Annotated in this window: 13 protein-coding genes and 1 pseudogene; 12 read left to right on the top strand and 2 right to left on the bottom strand. The window is 61.9% G+C overall.

What is annotated here, in order from left to right; translation table 11 throughout:
• Nucleotides 1-24: 24 nt before the first annotated feature.
• From QM841_RS39255 to QM841_RS39235, 5 genes and pseudogenes are all read left to right on the top strand, one after another.
• Complete coding sequence (locus QM841_RS39255) at nucleotides 25-1368, top strand: MFS transporter (protein WP_283336197.1); 1344 nt, start codon at nucleotides 25-27, stop codon at nucleotides 1366-1368.
• Nucleotides 1369-1452: 84 nt separating this feature from the next.
• Nucleotides 1453-2778, top strand: a complete 1326-nt coding sequence (locus QM841_RS39250) for an aspartate aminotransferase family protein (protein WP_283336196.1) — start codon at nucleotides 1453-1455, stop codon at nucleotides 2776-2778.
• Nucleotides 2775-3206: a RidA family protein gene (locus QM841_RS39245; protein WP_133987856.1), complete on the top strand. Its 432-nt coding sequence runs from the start codon at nucleotides 2775-2777 to the stop codon at nucleotides 3204-3206. Before QM841_RS39250 ends, QM841_RS39245 begins: the two co-directional genes overlap by 4 nt.
• Complete coding sequence (locus QM841_RS39240) at nucleotides 3203-4399, top strand: aspartate aminotransferase family protein (RefSeq protein WP_349307457.1); 1197 nt, start codon at nucleotides 3203-3205, stop codon at nucleotides 4397-4399. The genes QM841_RS39245 and QM841_RS39240 overlap by 4 nt, the downstream gene beginning before the upstream one ends.
• A 199-nt stretch (nucleotides 4400-4598) precedes the next feature.
• Nucleotides 4599-5437: pseudogene (locus QM841_RS39235) on the top strand (bifunctional methylenetetrahydrofolate dehydrogenase/methenyltetrahydrofolate cyclohydrolase).
• A gap of 249 nt (nucleotides 5438-5686) precedes the next feature.
• On the opposite strand, the gene QM841_RS39230 reads toward QM841_RS39235, so the two are convergent.
• Nucleotides 5687-6649 (bottom strand): aldo/keto reductase, encoded by a 963-nt coding sequence (locus QM841_RS39230; RefSeq protein WP_283336195.1) that lies wholly within the window; start codon nucleotides 6647-6649, stop codon nucleotides 5687-5689.
• A gap of 101 nt (nucleotides 6650-6750) precedes the next feature.
• Here QM841_RS39230 and QM841_RS39225 point away from each other — a divergent pair, with 101 nt between their 5' ends.
• Nucleotides 6751-7350 (top strand): TetR family transcriptional regulator, encoded by a 600-nt coding sequence (locus tag QM841_RS39225; RefSeq protein WP_283336194.1) that lies wholly within the window; start codon nucleotides 6751-6753, stop codon nucleotides 7348-7350.
• A gap of 192 nt (nucleotides 7351-7542) precedes the next feature.
• Nucleotides 7543-7875 carry an XdhC family protein gene (locus tag QM841_RS39220; RefSeq protein ID WP_502943325.1) on the top strand — a complete coding sequence of 111 codons (333 nt, stop codon included), beginning with the start codon at nucleotides 7543-7545 and terminating at the stop codon, nucleotides 7873-7875.
• Nucleotides 7876-8127: 252 nt separating this feature from the next.
• Here QM841_RS39220 and QM841_RS39215 read toward each other — a convergent pair whose 3' ends face one another.
• Complete coding sequence (locus tag QM841_RS39215; RefSeq protein ID WP_283336193.1) at nucleotides 8128-9087, bottom strand: winged helix-turn-helix transcriptional regulator; 960 nt, start codon at nucleotides 9085-9087, stop codon at nucleotides 8128-8130.
• 55 nt (nucleotides 9088-9142) lie between these two features.
• Here QM841_RS39215 and QM841_RS39210 point away from each other — a divergent pair, with 55 nt between their 5' ends.
• The 5 genes from QM841_RS39210 to QM841_RS39190 are packed head-to-tail and all read left to right on the top strand — an operon-like array spanning nucleotide 9143 to nucleotide 14780.
• Nucleotides 9143-10021: an enoyl-CoA hydratase/isomerase family protein gene (locus tag QM841_RS39210; protein ID WP_283336192.1), complete on the top strand. Its 879-nt coding sequence runs from the start codon at nucleotides 9143-9145 to the stop codon at nucleotides 10019-10021.
• 34 nt (nucleotides 10022-10055) lie between these two features.
• On the top strand, nucleotides 10056-11810 hold the full coding sequence (locus QM841_RS39205) for an AMP-dependent synthetase/ligase (protein WP_283336191.1): 1755 nt from the start codon (nucleotides 10056-10058) through the stop codon (nucleotides 11808-11810).
• On the top strand, nucleotides 11810-12832 hold the full coding sequence (locus QM841_RS39200; protein WP_283336190.1) for a phosphotransferase family protein: 1023 nt from the start codon (nucleotides 11810-11812) through the stop codon (nucleotides 12830-12832). The genes QM841_RS39205 and QM841_RS39200 overlap by 1 nt, the downstream gene beginning before the upstream one ends.
• A gap of 2 nt (nucleotides 12833-12834) precedes the next feature.
• A complete protein-coding gene (locus QM841_RS39195) occupies nucleotides 12835-14043 on the top strand; it encodes an acyl-CoA dehydrogenase family protein (protein WP_133987813.1) in 1209 nt (402 codons plus the stop codon).
• Entirely contained in the window at nucleotides 14040-14780 is a 741-nt protein-coding gene (locus QM841_RS39190; RefSeq protein ID WP_283336189.1) for an SDR family NAD(P)-dependent oxidoreductase, read from the top strand. Before QM841_RS39195 ends, QM841_RS39190 begins: the two co-directional genes overlap by 4 nt.
• Nucleotides 14781-14839: the final 59 nt, after the last annotated feature.

The following is a 14839-nucleotide window of genomic DNA, read 5'->3' as shown; positions in this document are numbered from 1 at the left end:
CATACTCTCGAAAAGAGACAGACGATGTCCACACAACACAGCGACCCAGCACGCACAGTGCAGATGCGGCGTGCAGTTACGGGAAGTCTGATCGGCAGTTCGCTGGAGTGGTACGACTATTTCCTCTACGGCGCCGCATCCGCACTCGTCTTCAACAAGGTCTTCTTCCCCTCCTTCGACCCCCTGACCGGAACCCTCCTCGCCTTCCTCACCTTCTCGGTCGGCTTCATCGTCCGCCCCATCGGAGCAGCGGTGGCCGGTCATTACGGTGATCGAATCGGGCGCAAGAAAGTCATGCTCGTCACCATCGTGGCAATGGGAGTCTCCACAGTCCTGATCGGTCTACTGCCGACTTATGCGACGGTCGGCGTCGCTGCGCCCCTCATGCTCGTCGCCATACGCATCGTCCAGGGACTCGCATTGGGAGGCGAATGGGGCGGCGGCGCTTTGATGATCGCCGAACGCGCCCCTGCCGAACGCCGCGGATTCCTCACTAGCTTCGTGCAGGTCGGTGCGTCCATCGGCAATCTCCTCAGTACCGGCGCGCTGTTACTGCTGTCGGCACTATTGACGCAGGAATCGTTCCTCACCTGGGGGTGGCGAATCCCGTTTCTGTTCTCCGCAGTCGTCGTGCTCATCGGCCTGTACGTCCGGCTCAAGATGAGCGAAACCCCTGCCTTCCACTCACTGCAAGAGCAGGGCCAGGCCAGCACCAACCCCGTCCGCGACGTCCTCCGCCAACAATCCCTGGACCTGCTGCGTGTCATCGGGATTCGCGCCGGCGCGGACATAATGTACTACGTCCTGATCACATTCCTGTTGACCTATATCGCCGATGAACTGGGCCTGCCTCGCACGGTCGGACTGCTGGCTGCGATGATCGGCGCGACCATGCAGCTGTTCACGTACCCCGCGTTCGCCGCACTCAGTGACCGATTCGGCCGTCGGCGCCTGACCATAATCGGAGCACTGGGCGCCATCGCGTGGATGCCCTTCCTCTTTCCGCTGGTCGATACTGGATCGACGCTCGTCATCATCGTGGCTGTCCTCGGCGGACTCGTATGGCACTCCGCAATGTACGGAGTCCAAGCAGCCTGGATCTGCGAGCTCTTCGACGCCCAACACCGCTACAGCGGAGCATCATTGGGCTATCAACTCGCCGGAATCGTCGGCGGCAGCCTCGCACCGACGATCGCAATCGGACTGCTCCAGCTCTTCGACTCCACCGTTCCAGTCACCATTTATGTCTGCCTCGCGTTGGCCGTCGTCGCCATTACCGCACTGTGCACACGCGAAACACGAGGCATCGACTTGAACCCATCGGTCGAACCGGCCCCCGACCAGCTGAACGAGTCACACGCGCCGTGAACGACGCGTGACCATTCTCGACACTCCGAATGCCCACATGCCACCCCTCAATCCAGGCGGCACACGAATCCAGCAAGGACTTCCATGACTCAATCAAGTACGTTGAACGACCTGAGAGCCGAATGGTTGGCGCTCTACAACCAGAGAACCACTCGGTCGCGCATGGCCAACGAGGCCGCCGCACGGTCGATAGCACAAAGCCAACGTAGCCGGTTCAACTCGGCGATGCCTCATCCGATCTACATCGATCATGGCGAAGGCGCCCACTTCGTCGATATCGACAAGAACCACTTTCTCGACTGCAACGCAGGATGGAACGCCGCATTTCTCGGACGCGGTCACCCTGCAATTACTGCTGCCGTCGGTCAGGCGATGTCATTACTCGGCGCGCCCGGCGGCTCGATGCATCCGTCCGCCAAACGTGACGAGTTCGCGCGACTGCTCTGCGACCGCGTTCGCGGAGCCGAACGCGTCGTCTTCGCCCCCTCAGGCTCCGAGGCGAACACCTATGCCCTTCGACTCGCACGTTCCTTCACTGGCAAACAAACAGTAATCAGAATGGCCGGGGGCTATCACGGTCAACACGACGCCCTGCTAGGTGAGCAATCGTCGAAAGCCGGAACAGCAACAGGCGCTCAGAACAACGTCATTACAGTGCCGTTCAACGATCTACCAGCTGCGCGCGCGGCACTCGATGCCCACCAAGGCACAACGGCAGCGTTGATTTCCGAGCCCATGATGACCATTCCCGGCGCTGTACACCAACGAGACCATTTTTTGCACGACCTGCGGGCCATCACCCGAGAATACGGTGTTCTCTTCATTCTTGACGAAGTGATCACTGGGTGTCGTTTCGCAGTGGGCGGAGCAAGCGATTACTACGATTTCGAGCCCGCAGACCTTGTCGTCATGGGAAAGATGCTCGGGGGTGGCCTACCCACCGCTGCCGTCGTCGGGCGAGCCGCGATACTCGAACAACCCATCAGTGCCTCGAATACGCACGCTCAAAATCCTGTCACCCTGGCAGCTGCCGTTGCCGCTCTCGAACTGTCCACTGCCGACGAACACCGTCGGGTGGCACTCATGGGCGAACGGTTGCGATCAGGCCTACGCGCCACTGCCGCGGACTTGCCGATTCCCGTACAAATCACCGGCGACGGCCCCTGCGCTGGAATTCATTTCACCTCCGATGAGGTAGTCGACTTCACGTCCGCCGAACGCGCAAACAACGAATTGTGGCGGCTGCTGTGCGTCGGAATCGCCAACAACGGGTTAGGACTGACCAGCCGCACTTTCGGGCCCACGATGGCCTGGACCGACACCGACGTGGACTACGCGCTGGGCGTGTTCTCCGCGACGCTCAAGAACATCGCCCACGCCGCTGCGGAAAGCGAGCTCACCGCACGATGATCACCTCGAATGCACGCCACGAGATCAATGCACCGCACCTACCCCCGCCGCGTGGACACTTCCCCCACGCAGTTCGGATCGACGGACCGGCGCCCCTGGTTCACGTATCGGGTCTGCTCGCACTCGACGCAGACGGGCGAATCGAGGGTCCCGGTGACGCCGAAATACAGACATCGCGCATTCTCGACTCTCTCGAGACCATCCTCGCTGCCGCAGGCGCCGACATCGACGGGCTGGTGAAACTCACTATCTACGTCACAAATATCGAAGACCGAGCCGCCGTGAGCACCATTCGGCGGAGTCGATGGCCCGACATCAAACCCGCCAGCACCCTGGTCGAAGTAAGCCGCCTGGCCGCAGACGGCGCCGTTGTCGAAATAGACGCCGTCGCTGTCGTTCTCACCGACAACTCACGGACTGCGTCATGACACACCCACTCCCCGATCGCCCACGTCGATCTGATTCGCCCCTGGCCCGCCGCGCACAACACGTAATGCCGGGCGGGATCACCCGCTCCACGGTGTACGTACCGCCGCACCCTCCCTACGCAGTCTCCGGATCCGGAGCCGTACTCACAGACCACCTCGGAAACCAGCTCATAGACTGCAACAACAACTACACATCCTTGATCCACGGACATAGCCACCCCGCAATAGAAACCGCAGCTATGAGCGCCATCCGAACCGGATCAGCATTCGGCCTCCCCACCCGCAGCGAAATAGAGTTCGCCGAACTCCTCTCCCAACGAACAGGCTTCGAGAAGTGGCGATTCTGCAACTCCGGCACAGAGGCAGTCCTCATGCTCGTGCGAGCAGCTCGCGCTCACACCGGACGACAGAAAATCGTACGGTTCGCCGGCAGCTACCACGGCACCGGAGACGAACTCGCCAGTGCCAACACCCCCGGCGTTCCGTCATGGATCGAAAAGTCGGTTCTTGAACTGCCACAAGGGGACCTGCCCGCGCTCGAGAACGCCTTCGCAGTACACGGTGACGACATTGCTGTGGTCCTGATAGACCTCCTCCCCAACCGGGCAGGACTCACCCCTGCAGAGCCCGCCTACATTGAACGACTACAGTCAATCGCCCGCCGATACGGCGCACTCGTGGCCGTCGACGAGGTCATCAGTTTCAGACTCTGTTTGGGCGGGCTGCACACCGAATACCCAGTTCAACCTGACCTCATCTCCACGGGAAAACTCATCGGTGGAGGCTTCCCAGTCGGGGCGGTAGGGGGCCGGCGTGAGGTGCTCGAATCCTTCGATCCCACCCGAACACGACCCGTCATGTGGGGCGGCACATTCACCGCCAACCCGGTGACCATGGCTGCAGGCCACGTAGCCCTGCAGCTGTACGATCAGACCGCCGTCACCACCCTCAACGCCCGCGGTAACCGTCTCCGCGCCGATCTGCGCGACGCTGGAGTGGACACGAACGGGCACGGATCGTTGATCCGCATCCTCAGCAACGACACCCCCGCCCTGTGGTGGGCGCTGTACGATCTCGGCGTACTAGCAGGGTCGAACGGACTACTGTCATTGTCCACCGCCATGACCGACGAACAGATCGATAGCATTCACGCAGCTGTCGTGGCCGCCGCGACCACCCCGGCCGTCCGGTAAGCGGAACGCCGACAGCGCCGGGCATACCCTGTCGAATTCGCCTGATATCAAGGCTTAATACGGCCAAGAGCCGCACTGCCCTGAAACTTCCAGTGAGACCGGCGGCCCGCGCGGCCGCGAACTCCCCGGAAGTCCGAGAGTAACGAACGCTGAAGACACGACTGCACAAGTACTTGACGGGACCACCACTGCTGCAACGATCAAGAGCGAGCTTAAGGACAGAGCCTCGATTCTTCGCGACCAAGGTAGTACCCCGCTCTTGGAACACTGCTGGTCGGCGACGATCCAGGTTCCCGCTGGTACGTCAACGGCAAGCACAAAGACTGTGCAGAGGTGGGCATCGAGTCGATCCGAATCGATCTTCCTGCGAGCGCCTCGCAGGAAGAGATCGAGTGCGCGGTCCGATCGCTCAACGACGATAAGCGCTGTACCGGTTTCATCGTTCAGCTTCCGCTGCCGCACGGTCGAGACGAGAATCGTGTTCTTGCCCTTGTCGATCCTGCCAAGGACGCTGATGGCCTTCACCCGACGAACCTGGGCTGGCTCGTTCTCGGCGGAGAAGCACCCTTACCGCGCACCCCGAACGGAATCATCGAGCTGTTGCGACGCTACGGGGTTCCGGTCGATGGCAAACGGGTCGCGGTGGTCGGCCGAGGAGTAACTGTCGGTCGCCCGTTGGGCCTCCTATTCACGCGACGCTCGGAGAACGCCACTGTCACGTTGTGCCACACGGGGACCCGCGACCTAGCCCAGTGCGTCCGTGAAGCAGACATCGTCGTGGCGGCCGCCAGTGTCCCAAACATCATCACGGCTGAGATGGTGAAACCCGGCGCCGCAGTCCTTGACGTGGGCGTGTCGCGGCTCGATGGGAAACTTGCGGGCGACGTAGCAAAAGACGTCTGGGATGTGGCCGGTTGGGTCTCTCCAAACCCGGGCGGCGTGGGCCCAATGACGCGGGCAATGTTCCTCAACAATGTAGTGGCCTTGGCAGAAGAGCAGCACCGCCCGTCGATCTTTGAGTGTTCCACCTCCAGGTGAGGTTCCCCCGCTTCTTCGGAGAGGCGGGGGAACGTCACGGAGCGGCCCTGCGGGCCCGTATCGGCGAAGCTCTTCGCCGTGTCCGGGGTTCCTGCTCGGGCCTCGACTGACGGCGTGAGGCCCGAGGAGTTCAGGCGCGTCGACCAGGTATCGGGTCTGTCGCGCTGCCGCGTCTGCGCAGGCGCTGTCGCGCGGACCCCTCGGACAGTGGGATAATCGCAATTGCGTGCGCCTGCCCGGTCGGGCGGCTCAGTCCCAGGTCGGGAGATGTGCGTCGATGTAGCGGGCGCCGTATCCTCCAGCGGGGAGGATCTCGGCGATCCGGTTGAGGTCGGCGGGCGTGAGGTCCAGATCCACGGTCGCAGTGTTCTCTTCAACGCGTGCGACACTGCGGGTCCCAGGGATCGGGACGATGTGCTCGCCCTGCGCGAGCAGCCACGCCAGCGCGAGTTGCGCGACTGTCGCTCCCTTGGTCTCGGCGAGCACCTTCAGCTCGTCGACGGCGGCGACGTTCTTCTCGAAGTTGCTCGGCTGCCACCGCGGGTCGTAGCTGCGCATATCGGACGCGTCGTACGTGCTCGCCGGCTGCGCGGTTCCAGTGAGGAACCCACGACCGAGCGGCGAGTAAGGCACGAACCCGATCCCGAGTTCGTCGAGGACCGGGAACAACTGCTCGACATCGCGCTCGAACAGCGAGTACTCGGTCTGCAGGACCGAGACTGGCTGCACCGCGTGCGCACGCCGGATAGTCGTCACTCCCGCCTCCGACAGACCGAGGTAGCGCACCTTTCCTTCCTGGATGAGCTCGCCGACCGTGCCGGCAACGTCTTCGATAGGGACCTCCGGATCCACACGGTGCTGGTAGAGCACGTCGATGACGTCCGTCTGCAGGTACCGGAGGCTATTCTCCGTGACCTCGCGGATGTGCTCGGGCCGACTGTTCAGGGAAAAGTCTGGCATGTAGCCGAACTTCGTCGCGACGACGATCTCATCCCTGAAGCCCTTCACAACCTTGCCAAAGAGCTTCTCGTTGGCTCCGAAGCCGTACAACTCTGCGGTGTCGAAGAACGTCACCCCGAGCTCGTACGCGCGACGGATCGCGTTCGCGCCACCTTCCTCGTCTCCTGGGCCATAGGCGAAGGTAATCCCCATGCCTCCGTAGCCGATCGCGGAGGCCGTTAGCCCCTGCTTGCCCAGTGTTCGCTGTTTCATATGCGTTCCTTTCTCGAAGCTACTCCTGGAGGCACTCTACGCCTTACATGTCTCACTGTGACACAGAAGGCGGAGTGCGCCCTGTCGCGTAGGCTGGCGGTGTGGATGACAGTGAGACGAAGCCCGGCCTAGTGAGGGACATCGCCCGCGACGCAGTGCGCGCGCACGTCACCGCGGTTGCCGTTCATCTGTTCGACGAGCTCGGCTTCGAGAATGTGACGATCGACCAGCTGTCCGAGGCTGCCGGCATCTCCCGGCGCACGTTCCACCGATACTTTTCCGCCAAAGAAGACGTCATAGTCGGGGACACAGCCCAGATGGGCAAGCTCGTGCGCGACGCGCTGCTGCAGCGGCCACCACAGGAGCCTGTGTGGACCTCACTGCGCCTGGCGTTCGTGTACATGCTCTCCCAGGCATCCGGCGATAGCGCACGAGGCAAGCGGATGATCCGGCTCATGGCCGACACCGCCGCGCTTCGTGCGCGCAACCTGGAGAAGCACCTGAAGTGGGAAAATATGCTCACTCCGATCATCGAGGAGCGCCTCACAGGCGACGACCGACATGTCCGCGCCCAAGCGCTCGTGCATGCGGGCCTCGCCTGCCTCGATGTCAGCCTTCTCACCTGGGCGCAGTCAACCAGTGACTCAGGTATCGAGGATGTGTTCCGACGCGTATTCGCCGCGATCGATGAAGGCGGCTGACCGACGAGCGCACCCGCTCGAGGCCTGCCTGCGGAGCGCAAGGCTCAGCTGACCTCATTTATAAAGCACACTTCGGGCGTTTCGGGTGTTAGTGGTGTACATACATCTCCCGCGTATCCCGTTCGCGAGAGTGTGCCGTCCGACATCGAGATGGTCATCGATTGACTCACTGCGAGACCGACCAGAATACCGGTGCTCACGCACGACGAAAAGTTCGACGTGCCGCTCCTCGAGCGGGCGCTGCGGCTCGAGGTGGGGTACGTGGGAGCGATGGGGTCGCGCCGGACCTGCCTGAACCGCGAACGGGCACTACGACTGCTCGGGCTGGGTGACACCAAACTCGGCCGTTTGCACGCCCCGATCGGGCTCGACATCGGGGGGCGAACACCCGCGGAAACCGCAATCTCCATCGCGGCCGAGATCATCGCTGCCCGCGAACACAGGCCGGGTAACCCACTCCGTGAGGGCTTGTCACCGATCCACACACGAGTCGGCGAATCGTTAGCCGCCGTACAACAAGGGTGAACCGACAGCCAGTGAATACCAGAAAACGATGACCTGCCGACGCCTAGTCGTTTCTAGGCGTCGGCAGGATGCCAGTTACGTGGGGATAGGGCCCGTATTCCCAGGTGCGTCGCAAGCTCCTTCAATGATGTTCCGTGATAGTTGCGTTCGACCAACAGCGCGAGCGCCACCTCCGGCGCTGACGTCGCGATTACTTAGGGCGGATCAAATGCAGAACCCACCCGGGTGCCGGGAGCTATAGGGCACGACACCCTATCGTGCGACGCGAACGGCGCCCTTCGGTGTGACGTCGATTTCGGAGATCTCCGTATCTGCCAGTGCAAGCGGCTTCATGCAGGTGCCACAACACAATTCCGGCTCGAGTGGACTGCGACAGGGAACGTGTGTCAGAGGCACCAGGGGTCCCTGCGAACTCTTCCACCGCTCACCCCAGGTGATAATCGCTAGTGCAACCGGGTAGAGCTCGAGTCCCCTCTCTGTCAGGTGGTACTCGTGGCGGATCGGCCGCTGCTGGTACTGGGTACGAATCAACACACCGCGCTCGACGAGACGGGTCAAGCGAGTGGTGAGGATGTTGGTCGAGACCTGCAGATTCGTGCGGAACTCATCGAATCGGTGCACACCGAAGAACGCCTCACGCACCATCAGACAACTCCACCAATCGCCGAGAACGATTTGGGTGCGCGCGATGGAGCACGGCCGGTTGCGTTCCAGCAGATCGTAGTCAGGCGCTCGATGGTACTGCCCAGATAATCGAGACCCTCCCAATCGTTGTTCGGCGTGCTCTGCGTGCACGTCTCGAGCCACGATTAGCTTCCGGCAGGAACCACAGCGCAACTCCGGGGAGGCTGCACCACCACACATACGGTGCGCGACACTGAGTCGGCGGTTCCCGACCTCGCCATCGGGACACTTGTCCCCCCACGCCAAGGCCGTCATGAGGCATGCGAAGAAGTCTTCGCCTGCGGGCGCGACAAGGTACTCCTCTGCGGCGCTCGAGCCCTCGTGGCCGCGCGTGAGCAACCCGTTATCGACGAGCTGAGACAGTCGGGCACTGAGTGTCGAGCGAGCGATTCCCAGACGTGCTTGAAAGTCGGCGAAGCGGCGTACGTCATGCAGTAATGCCTCGCGCATCACCAGCCATGACCACGCATTGCCGACGGCTTGTGACGTGAGGGTGATCCCGTCCAGCCTGGTTCCGGGTTCAGTCATACATGTCTCTCCTCGACCGGCATCCGTCCATCGACCCAAAACTATCACTTGTGCGGTGCGCCACATCGCACTAAAGTCTCGTTTTGAAAGTCAGTCTTGCTTTGCAAGTAACTATGGAAGGAATGCCAACATGAGCACCGAACAGAAGTTGATCGTCGAACGGTCCGGAGCCGTGACGACGGTGACCCTGAACCGGCCTGCGGTGAACAATGCGCTCGATCGGGATCTCTCAGAACAGCTGAATCGGGCGGTCCGAGAAATCCGAGACGATCGAGAGTCACGCGTGGTCGTGTTCCAAGGCGCAGGAAACACCTTTTGCGCCGGTGACGACGTGGCCGAGTTCAACGAGTGGGACGAAGCGACCATCGGCAGGCAGATCAGGATGTACCAGGAAACCTCCAAGATCATCGAGGATCTCACACAGGTCACTATCGCCAAGGTTGACGGCATCGCCGTCGGTGGAGGCCTCGAACTGACGCTGGTGTGCGACTTCGTCGTGGCAACCGATCGCTCGCAGTGGGGTATGCCGGAGATCGACTGGGACATCACACCGGGATGGGGTGGCACCAATCGCCTTGCCGCGTTCGCCGGTCGCCGAAAGGCTAAGGAATGGAACCTCATCGGTGCCCTCTTCGATGCGAATACCGCTGAGCGCTTTGATCTGATCAACCGTGTCACGACGCCCGAGGGACTCGACGCAGAGGTCCAGTCGCTGATCGCGGTGATGCTCGCAAAGGAGCCACGAGTGGTAGAGCGCACGAAGAAGTGCCTCAACTACGGCGCCGACAACATCGCCACGGGCCTTGCCCTCGAATCGGAATGGATCGGCCGAGCCAAGACCGCCGGCATCGCCGATTTCACCGATCGTGGTGCGCGCGAGCGGCGGCGGCACCTCTCGAAGACCTTCTGGCAGGACCGATCGCCGCAGCGGTGATTGTGCACTCCAGTCGGCCACGGGAGGAACGGTCATGACGATACCGTCAAAAAACGCTCAAACGTTGCTCGATATTTTCGAGAGCAACGTTCACGCCACTACCTTGTCCTGGTTCTCTGATGACCTCCTTCCGCGGCCTGGCTGGAGCGCATCATCCACCGATCCATCAGGCTGGTGTTCGCTCAGCGGCTCGAATGTTCGCGACCATGTCCGAACACTCGCCGCCGCCCTGGTCCAGGCCGGGGTGTCCCGCGGGGATCGAGTGGCGTTGATGATGCCGAACCGGCCAGAGCACTGGCTCTCGGATCTGGCTGTGCTCCACGCGGGCGCTGTCCCGACTACGTTCTACCCCACGCTTTCGCGCGCGCAAGTGCGATCGCAGGCCGCCCACGTGGGGGTCAGTGCAGTAGTACTCGAAGGCTCCGCACAGGTTGAGCAGTGGTCTCATGCACTCGAGCACCCCGACCTCCGCTGCGTCATCGTCCTCAGCGAGAACGTGACACCTACCTCCGCGACCGTCGAGTGGCAGACGTATGCGGAGGCCCTCGAACGAGGGAAGGCACGATTGTCCCGGGAACCTTCCGTCATCGAGGAACGGGTTCAAGGGATCCGTCCTGAGGACCTCGCGACAATTATCTTCACGTCGGGCACAACGGCAGACCCGAAGGCAGTTCCGTTGACCCATCGCAATGTGCTGGCAGCCGCGTCCGGGTTGCAGGCAGCCGGCAAACCACCCGTGCCATACCGATCTGTCAGCTACTTGCCCACTGCGCACATCCTTGACCGGCTGTGCAATATCTACGTTGTCCTGCTTCTCGGTGGTGAGATCGCATTCAGTCCGAATGCAGATGCACTTCATCGCGTGGTGGCACGTTCTCGACCGACATCCTTCGCTGGCGTACCGCGCATCTGGGAAAGATTGCTTACGCTCATCGAAAGCGTTCCGCAGGACCGATCCCTTGATGCTTTGCGTCTCGCCGGCCTCGATGATGTCGCACTCGCGACCACGGCCGGCGCTCCGATGCCGACGGTTCTCGCCGAGCGGTTGCGACGCCACGGCCTGCCACTGGTGGATATGTGGGGACTTACCGAAGCTGCCGGAGCGATCACGGCCTCGAGCGCCTCCGACGCTCGCCCCCACACTGTCGGCCGGCCCCTACCGGGTTCCGAGATACGGCTCGCTGCCGACGGCGAACTCATCTTGCGCGGACCGCAGATCACGCCCGGTTACCTACGGCCGGACGGAACCACTAAGTCCATCACGGATGCGGAAGGCTGGCTTCCCACAGGCGACATCGGCGGCCTCGACGCGGATGGCTACGTCCACATCACCGCCCGGAAGAAGGAAATCATCGTCACCAGCGGCGGAAAGAACGTCAGCCCCGTGGCAGTCGAATCATTGCTCGTACGTTCGCCCCTCATAGCGCAGGCGGCAACGTTCGGCAATGATCACCCTTACATCGTTGCCTTGATGACTGTTGACCTGGAAGGTGCGAAGGCATGGATGGAACGAGAGCACGGTGTCGCTACCGATGAGTTGTCCGCCGACTCGCTCGTCGAGGAGCCCACGGTGCAGGCGGAGGTCGCGCGAGCAGTCGACGAGGCCAATGCGGAACTAGCCCGCTCCGAGCAGGTCAAACGCTGGCAGCTGTTACCACGACCATGGAGCCCCGAGGACGGCACGCTGACGCCGACACACAAAATGCGCCGAGCAGTTATCGAGGATCGGCATCGCGCCGCCCTCACCGAGCTCTACCGCTCAGCATCCTCCCGGGTCAGGACACAGTGATGGCAACCACCACCAGGTCTCCCCACGATCCCGTCGGCCTCGATCTGAAAAACCTGCGGCACTTCATGGACACGCGCCATCCCGGATTGGTATCCGGAAGCCTGACCGGCACGGTCCTCGAGGGCGGGCGATCAAACCTCACCTATCTGGTCGGCGACGGCACCACGAACTGGGTGGTACGGAGGCCGCCCCTTGGAGATATCCTTCCAACAGCGCACGACGTGGTCCGCGAGTACTTGATCCTGGACACGCTCGTGGACACGACCGTCCCGGTGCCCCGACCGCTCGCACTCTGTACCGCCGAAACCGAGGCAGACGCACCATTTTACGTGATGGAGTATGTGGAAGGCACGGTCTACCGATCCGACGCACAGCTCACCGCGATCGGGCCCCAGCGCACCCGCACGATCACCGATGCTCTCATCGATACCCTCGTCGAGCTACACCACGTGAACCCTACCGACGTCCTCACCGCCGTCGGTGGCCGCCCTGAGGGATTCTTACAACGACAGCTTGTACGATGGACAACCCAACTCGATCGCTCTCGCAACCGCGATCTGCCTGTCCTGGACGCACTCGCCGAGCAGCTGAGCCGCTGCATTCCTGCATCCGGAGCGCCATCGATCGTCCACGGAGACTATCGCCTAGACAACACACTGGTCGACAAAGGTCAGATCGTGGCCGTGCTCGATTGGGAAATGGCCACGGTCGGAGATCCACTAACCGATGTGGCGTTGATGATCGCCTACGGCGAAGCTGCCCGAATTGGGGTCGGAGCTATCGGCACCGCCACCGGCTACCCATCCGCCCGCGAGATCGGCGACCGGTACGCCAGGGCGACCAGACGAGACGTCTCCGCTATTCCGTGGTACTTGGGGCTCTCCTATTTCAAACTCGCCGTCATTGCCGAGGGGATCCACAACCGATTCACGCGCGGACACACAGTCGGCGGCGGCTTCGCCGATATCGGTTCGGCCGTAACACCTCTCGCCCAACTGGGCACCGATGCACTGAAGGAGTGACCATGGATTTTTCCTTCGATGTCGAAACCAAGCGACTCACGTCCGAGCTCCTCGACTTCATGGACTCTCACATCTATCCAGCCGAACAGATATTCGCCGACCAGGTCGGTGACAGTGACGATCCGTGGCTCATACCACCGATCATCGACGAACTGAAACGCGAGGCGCGCGACCGCGGGTTGTGGAACCTGTTTCTGCCCGGTGAACACGGTGCGGGACTGACCAACCTTCAATACGCGCCCTTGGCTGAGATCACCGGCAGAAGCCCCAGCATCGCGCCGGCAGCGATGAACTGCTCGGCACCCGACACCGGCAACATCGAGGTTCTATCCATGTTCGGTGACGACATGCAGCGACAGCGATGGTTGCGTCCGCTGCTCGACGGCGAGATCCGGTCCGGCTTCGCGATGACCGAGCCGGACGTAGCGTCCTGCGACGCACGCAATATCTCGACGAGCATCAGATCCGAGGGTGAGTCGTATGTCATCAACGGGCGCAAGTGGTTCTGCTCGGGAGGCATGAACCCGCACTGCGAGGTCTTCATTGTGATGGGTCGCACGGACCCGGACGCAGATCCTCATCGGCAGCAAAGCATGATTCTCGTTCCACGTGATACACCGGGGTTAACCGTGACCAGGGGGTTGCACATCTTCGGTTACTCGGATGGCTGGCACGGTGGACACGCCGAACTCTCATTCGAGGATGCCCGGGTGCCCGTGGAGAACCTGATCAGCGCTGAGGGCTCCGGCTTCGCCATCGCGCAAGCTCGTCTTGGGCCCGGCCGTATCCACCACTGTATGCGCCTCATCGGTATGGCCGAGCGCGCGATCGAATTGATGTGCCGACGCGCAAACTCTCGCATCGCATTCGGACAGCCACTGGCCACACAGGGCGTAATCCGAAATTGGATCGCCCAGGCGCGGGTGACCGTCGAGCAGCTGCGCCTGCTCGTACTCAAGACCGCGTGGCTCATGGACACCGCCGGAAACCGCGAAGCACACAGCGAGATCCAGGCAATCAAGATTGCCGTCCCGTCCGCTGTCGGACAGATCATCGACCGGGCGATCCAGATCCACGGAGCCGGCGGCCTGAGCCAGGATCTTCCGCTCGCGGAGCTGTACGCGCAAGCTCGCGTCCTGCGTATCGCCGACGGTCCCGATGAGGTACACGAGAACTCACTTGCTCGCGCTGAGCTACGGAGGCACCAATGAACTTCGACGGGAAGGTGGTCGTTCTCACCGGAGGCAGTCGCGGAATGGGCAAAAAGATGGCTGAGGCATACGCTCAGCGAGGCGCCGACGTGGTCATAGCGAGTCGGAAACTGGACAACTGTGTAATGGTCGCCGACGCCATACGGTCGAACTATGGCGTGCGTACGCTTGCCGTGGAGTGCAACGTCAGTAACTGGTACAGCTGCGATGAACTCATTAATGCCGTGTACGCGGAGTTCGGACGCATCGACGTTCTGGTCAACAACGCCGGGCTCTCCCCGCTGTACGCGAGTCTGGACCAAGTCGGTGAAGACCTGTTCGACAAAATCATCGGAGTGAACCTCAAGGGACCGTTCCGGCTTTCCGCTGTCACCGGCACTCGGATGACCGAGGACGGCGGTGGTGTGATCCTCAATATCAGCTCGATGGAGGCCATCCGACCCTCACCGGATTCACTGCCCTATGCAGCAGCAAAAGCTGGTCTCAACACGCTGACCGAGGGTATGGCGAAAGCGTTCGGACCACACGTGCGCGTGAACGCAATACAATGCGGTCCGTTCCTCACCGACATAGCGGCAGCGTGGGATCCCGACCTACGTGACGGGTTTGCCAGCACACTGGCGCTGCGCCGTTGCGGCCACCCAAACGAGATCATCGGTGCAGCAATATATCTCACCGGAGATGAGTCGTCGTTTTGCACTGGCTCCATCCTACGACTTGATGGTGGAGTCCCATAGGCGAAGTCGGGCCACCACACCTTATGTGTCATACCAGTTCGATATTTCTCGGGGTACAA

The sequence above is a fragment of the Rhodococcus sp. IEGM 1307 genome (genome assembly GCF_030056915.1).
Classification (GTDB): Bacteria; Actinomycetota; Actinomycetes; order Mycobacteriales; family Mycobacteriaceae; genus Rhodococcus_F; species Rhodococcus_F opacus_D.
The sequence above is the reverse complement of the archived record's forward strand: the minus strand, read 5'-3'. Positions and strand labels throughout refer to the sequence as shown.

Coding starts and splice junctions, on each gene's coding strand:
- QM841_RS39230 (WP_283336195.1), bottom strand. CDS start 6,649: ATGAAACAGCGAACACTGGGCAAGCAGGGGCTAACGGCCTCCGCGATC.
- QM841_RS39245 (WP_133987856.1), top strand. CDS start 2,775: ATGATCACCTCGAATGCACGCCACGAGATCAATGCACCGCACCTACCC.
- QM841_RS39240 (WP_349307457.1), top strand. CDS start 3,203: ATGACACACCCACTCCCCGATCGCCCACGTCGATCTGATTCGCCCCTG.
- QM841_RS39215 (WP_283336193.1), bottom strand. CDS start 9,087: ATGACTGAACCCGGAACCAGGCTGGACGGGATCACCCTCACGTCACAA.
- QM841_RS39250 (WP_283336196.1), top strand. CDS start 1,453: ATGACTCAATCAAGTACGTTGAACGACCTGAGAGCCGAATGGTTGGCG.
- QM841_RS39200 (WP_283336190.1), top strand. CDS start 11,810: ATGGCAACCACCACCAGGTCTCCCCACGATCCCGTCGGCCTCGATCTG.
- QM841_RS39190 (WP_283336189.1), top strand. CDS start 14,040: ATGAACTTCGACGGGAAGGTGGTCGTTCTCACCGGAGGCAGTCGCGGA.
- QM841_RS39255 (WP_283336197.1), top strand. CDS start 25: ATGTCCACACAACACAGCGACCCAGCACGCACAGTGCAGATGCGGCGT.
- QM841_RS39195 (WP_133987813.1), top strand. CDS start 12,835: ATGGATTTTTCCTTCGATGTCGAAACCAAGCGACTCACGTCCGAGCTC.
- QM841_RS39205 (WP_283336191.1), top strand. CDS start 10,056: ATGACGATACCGTCAAAAAACGCTCAAACGTTGCTCGATATTTTCGAG.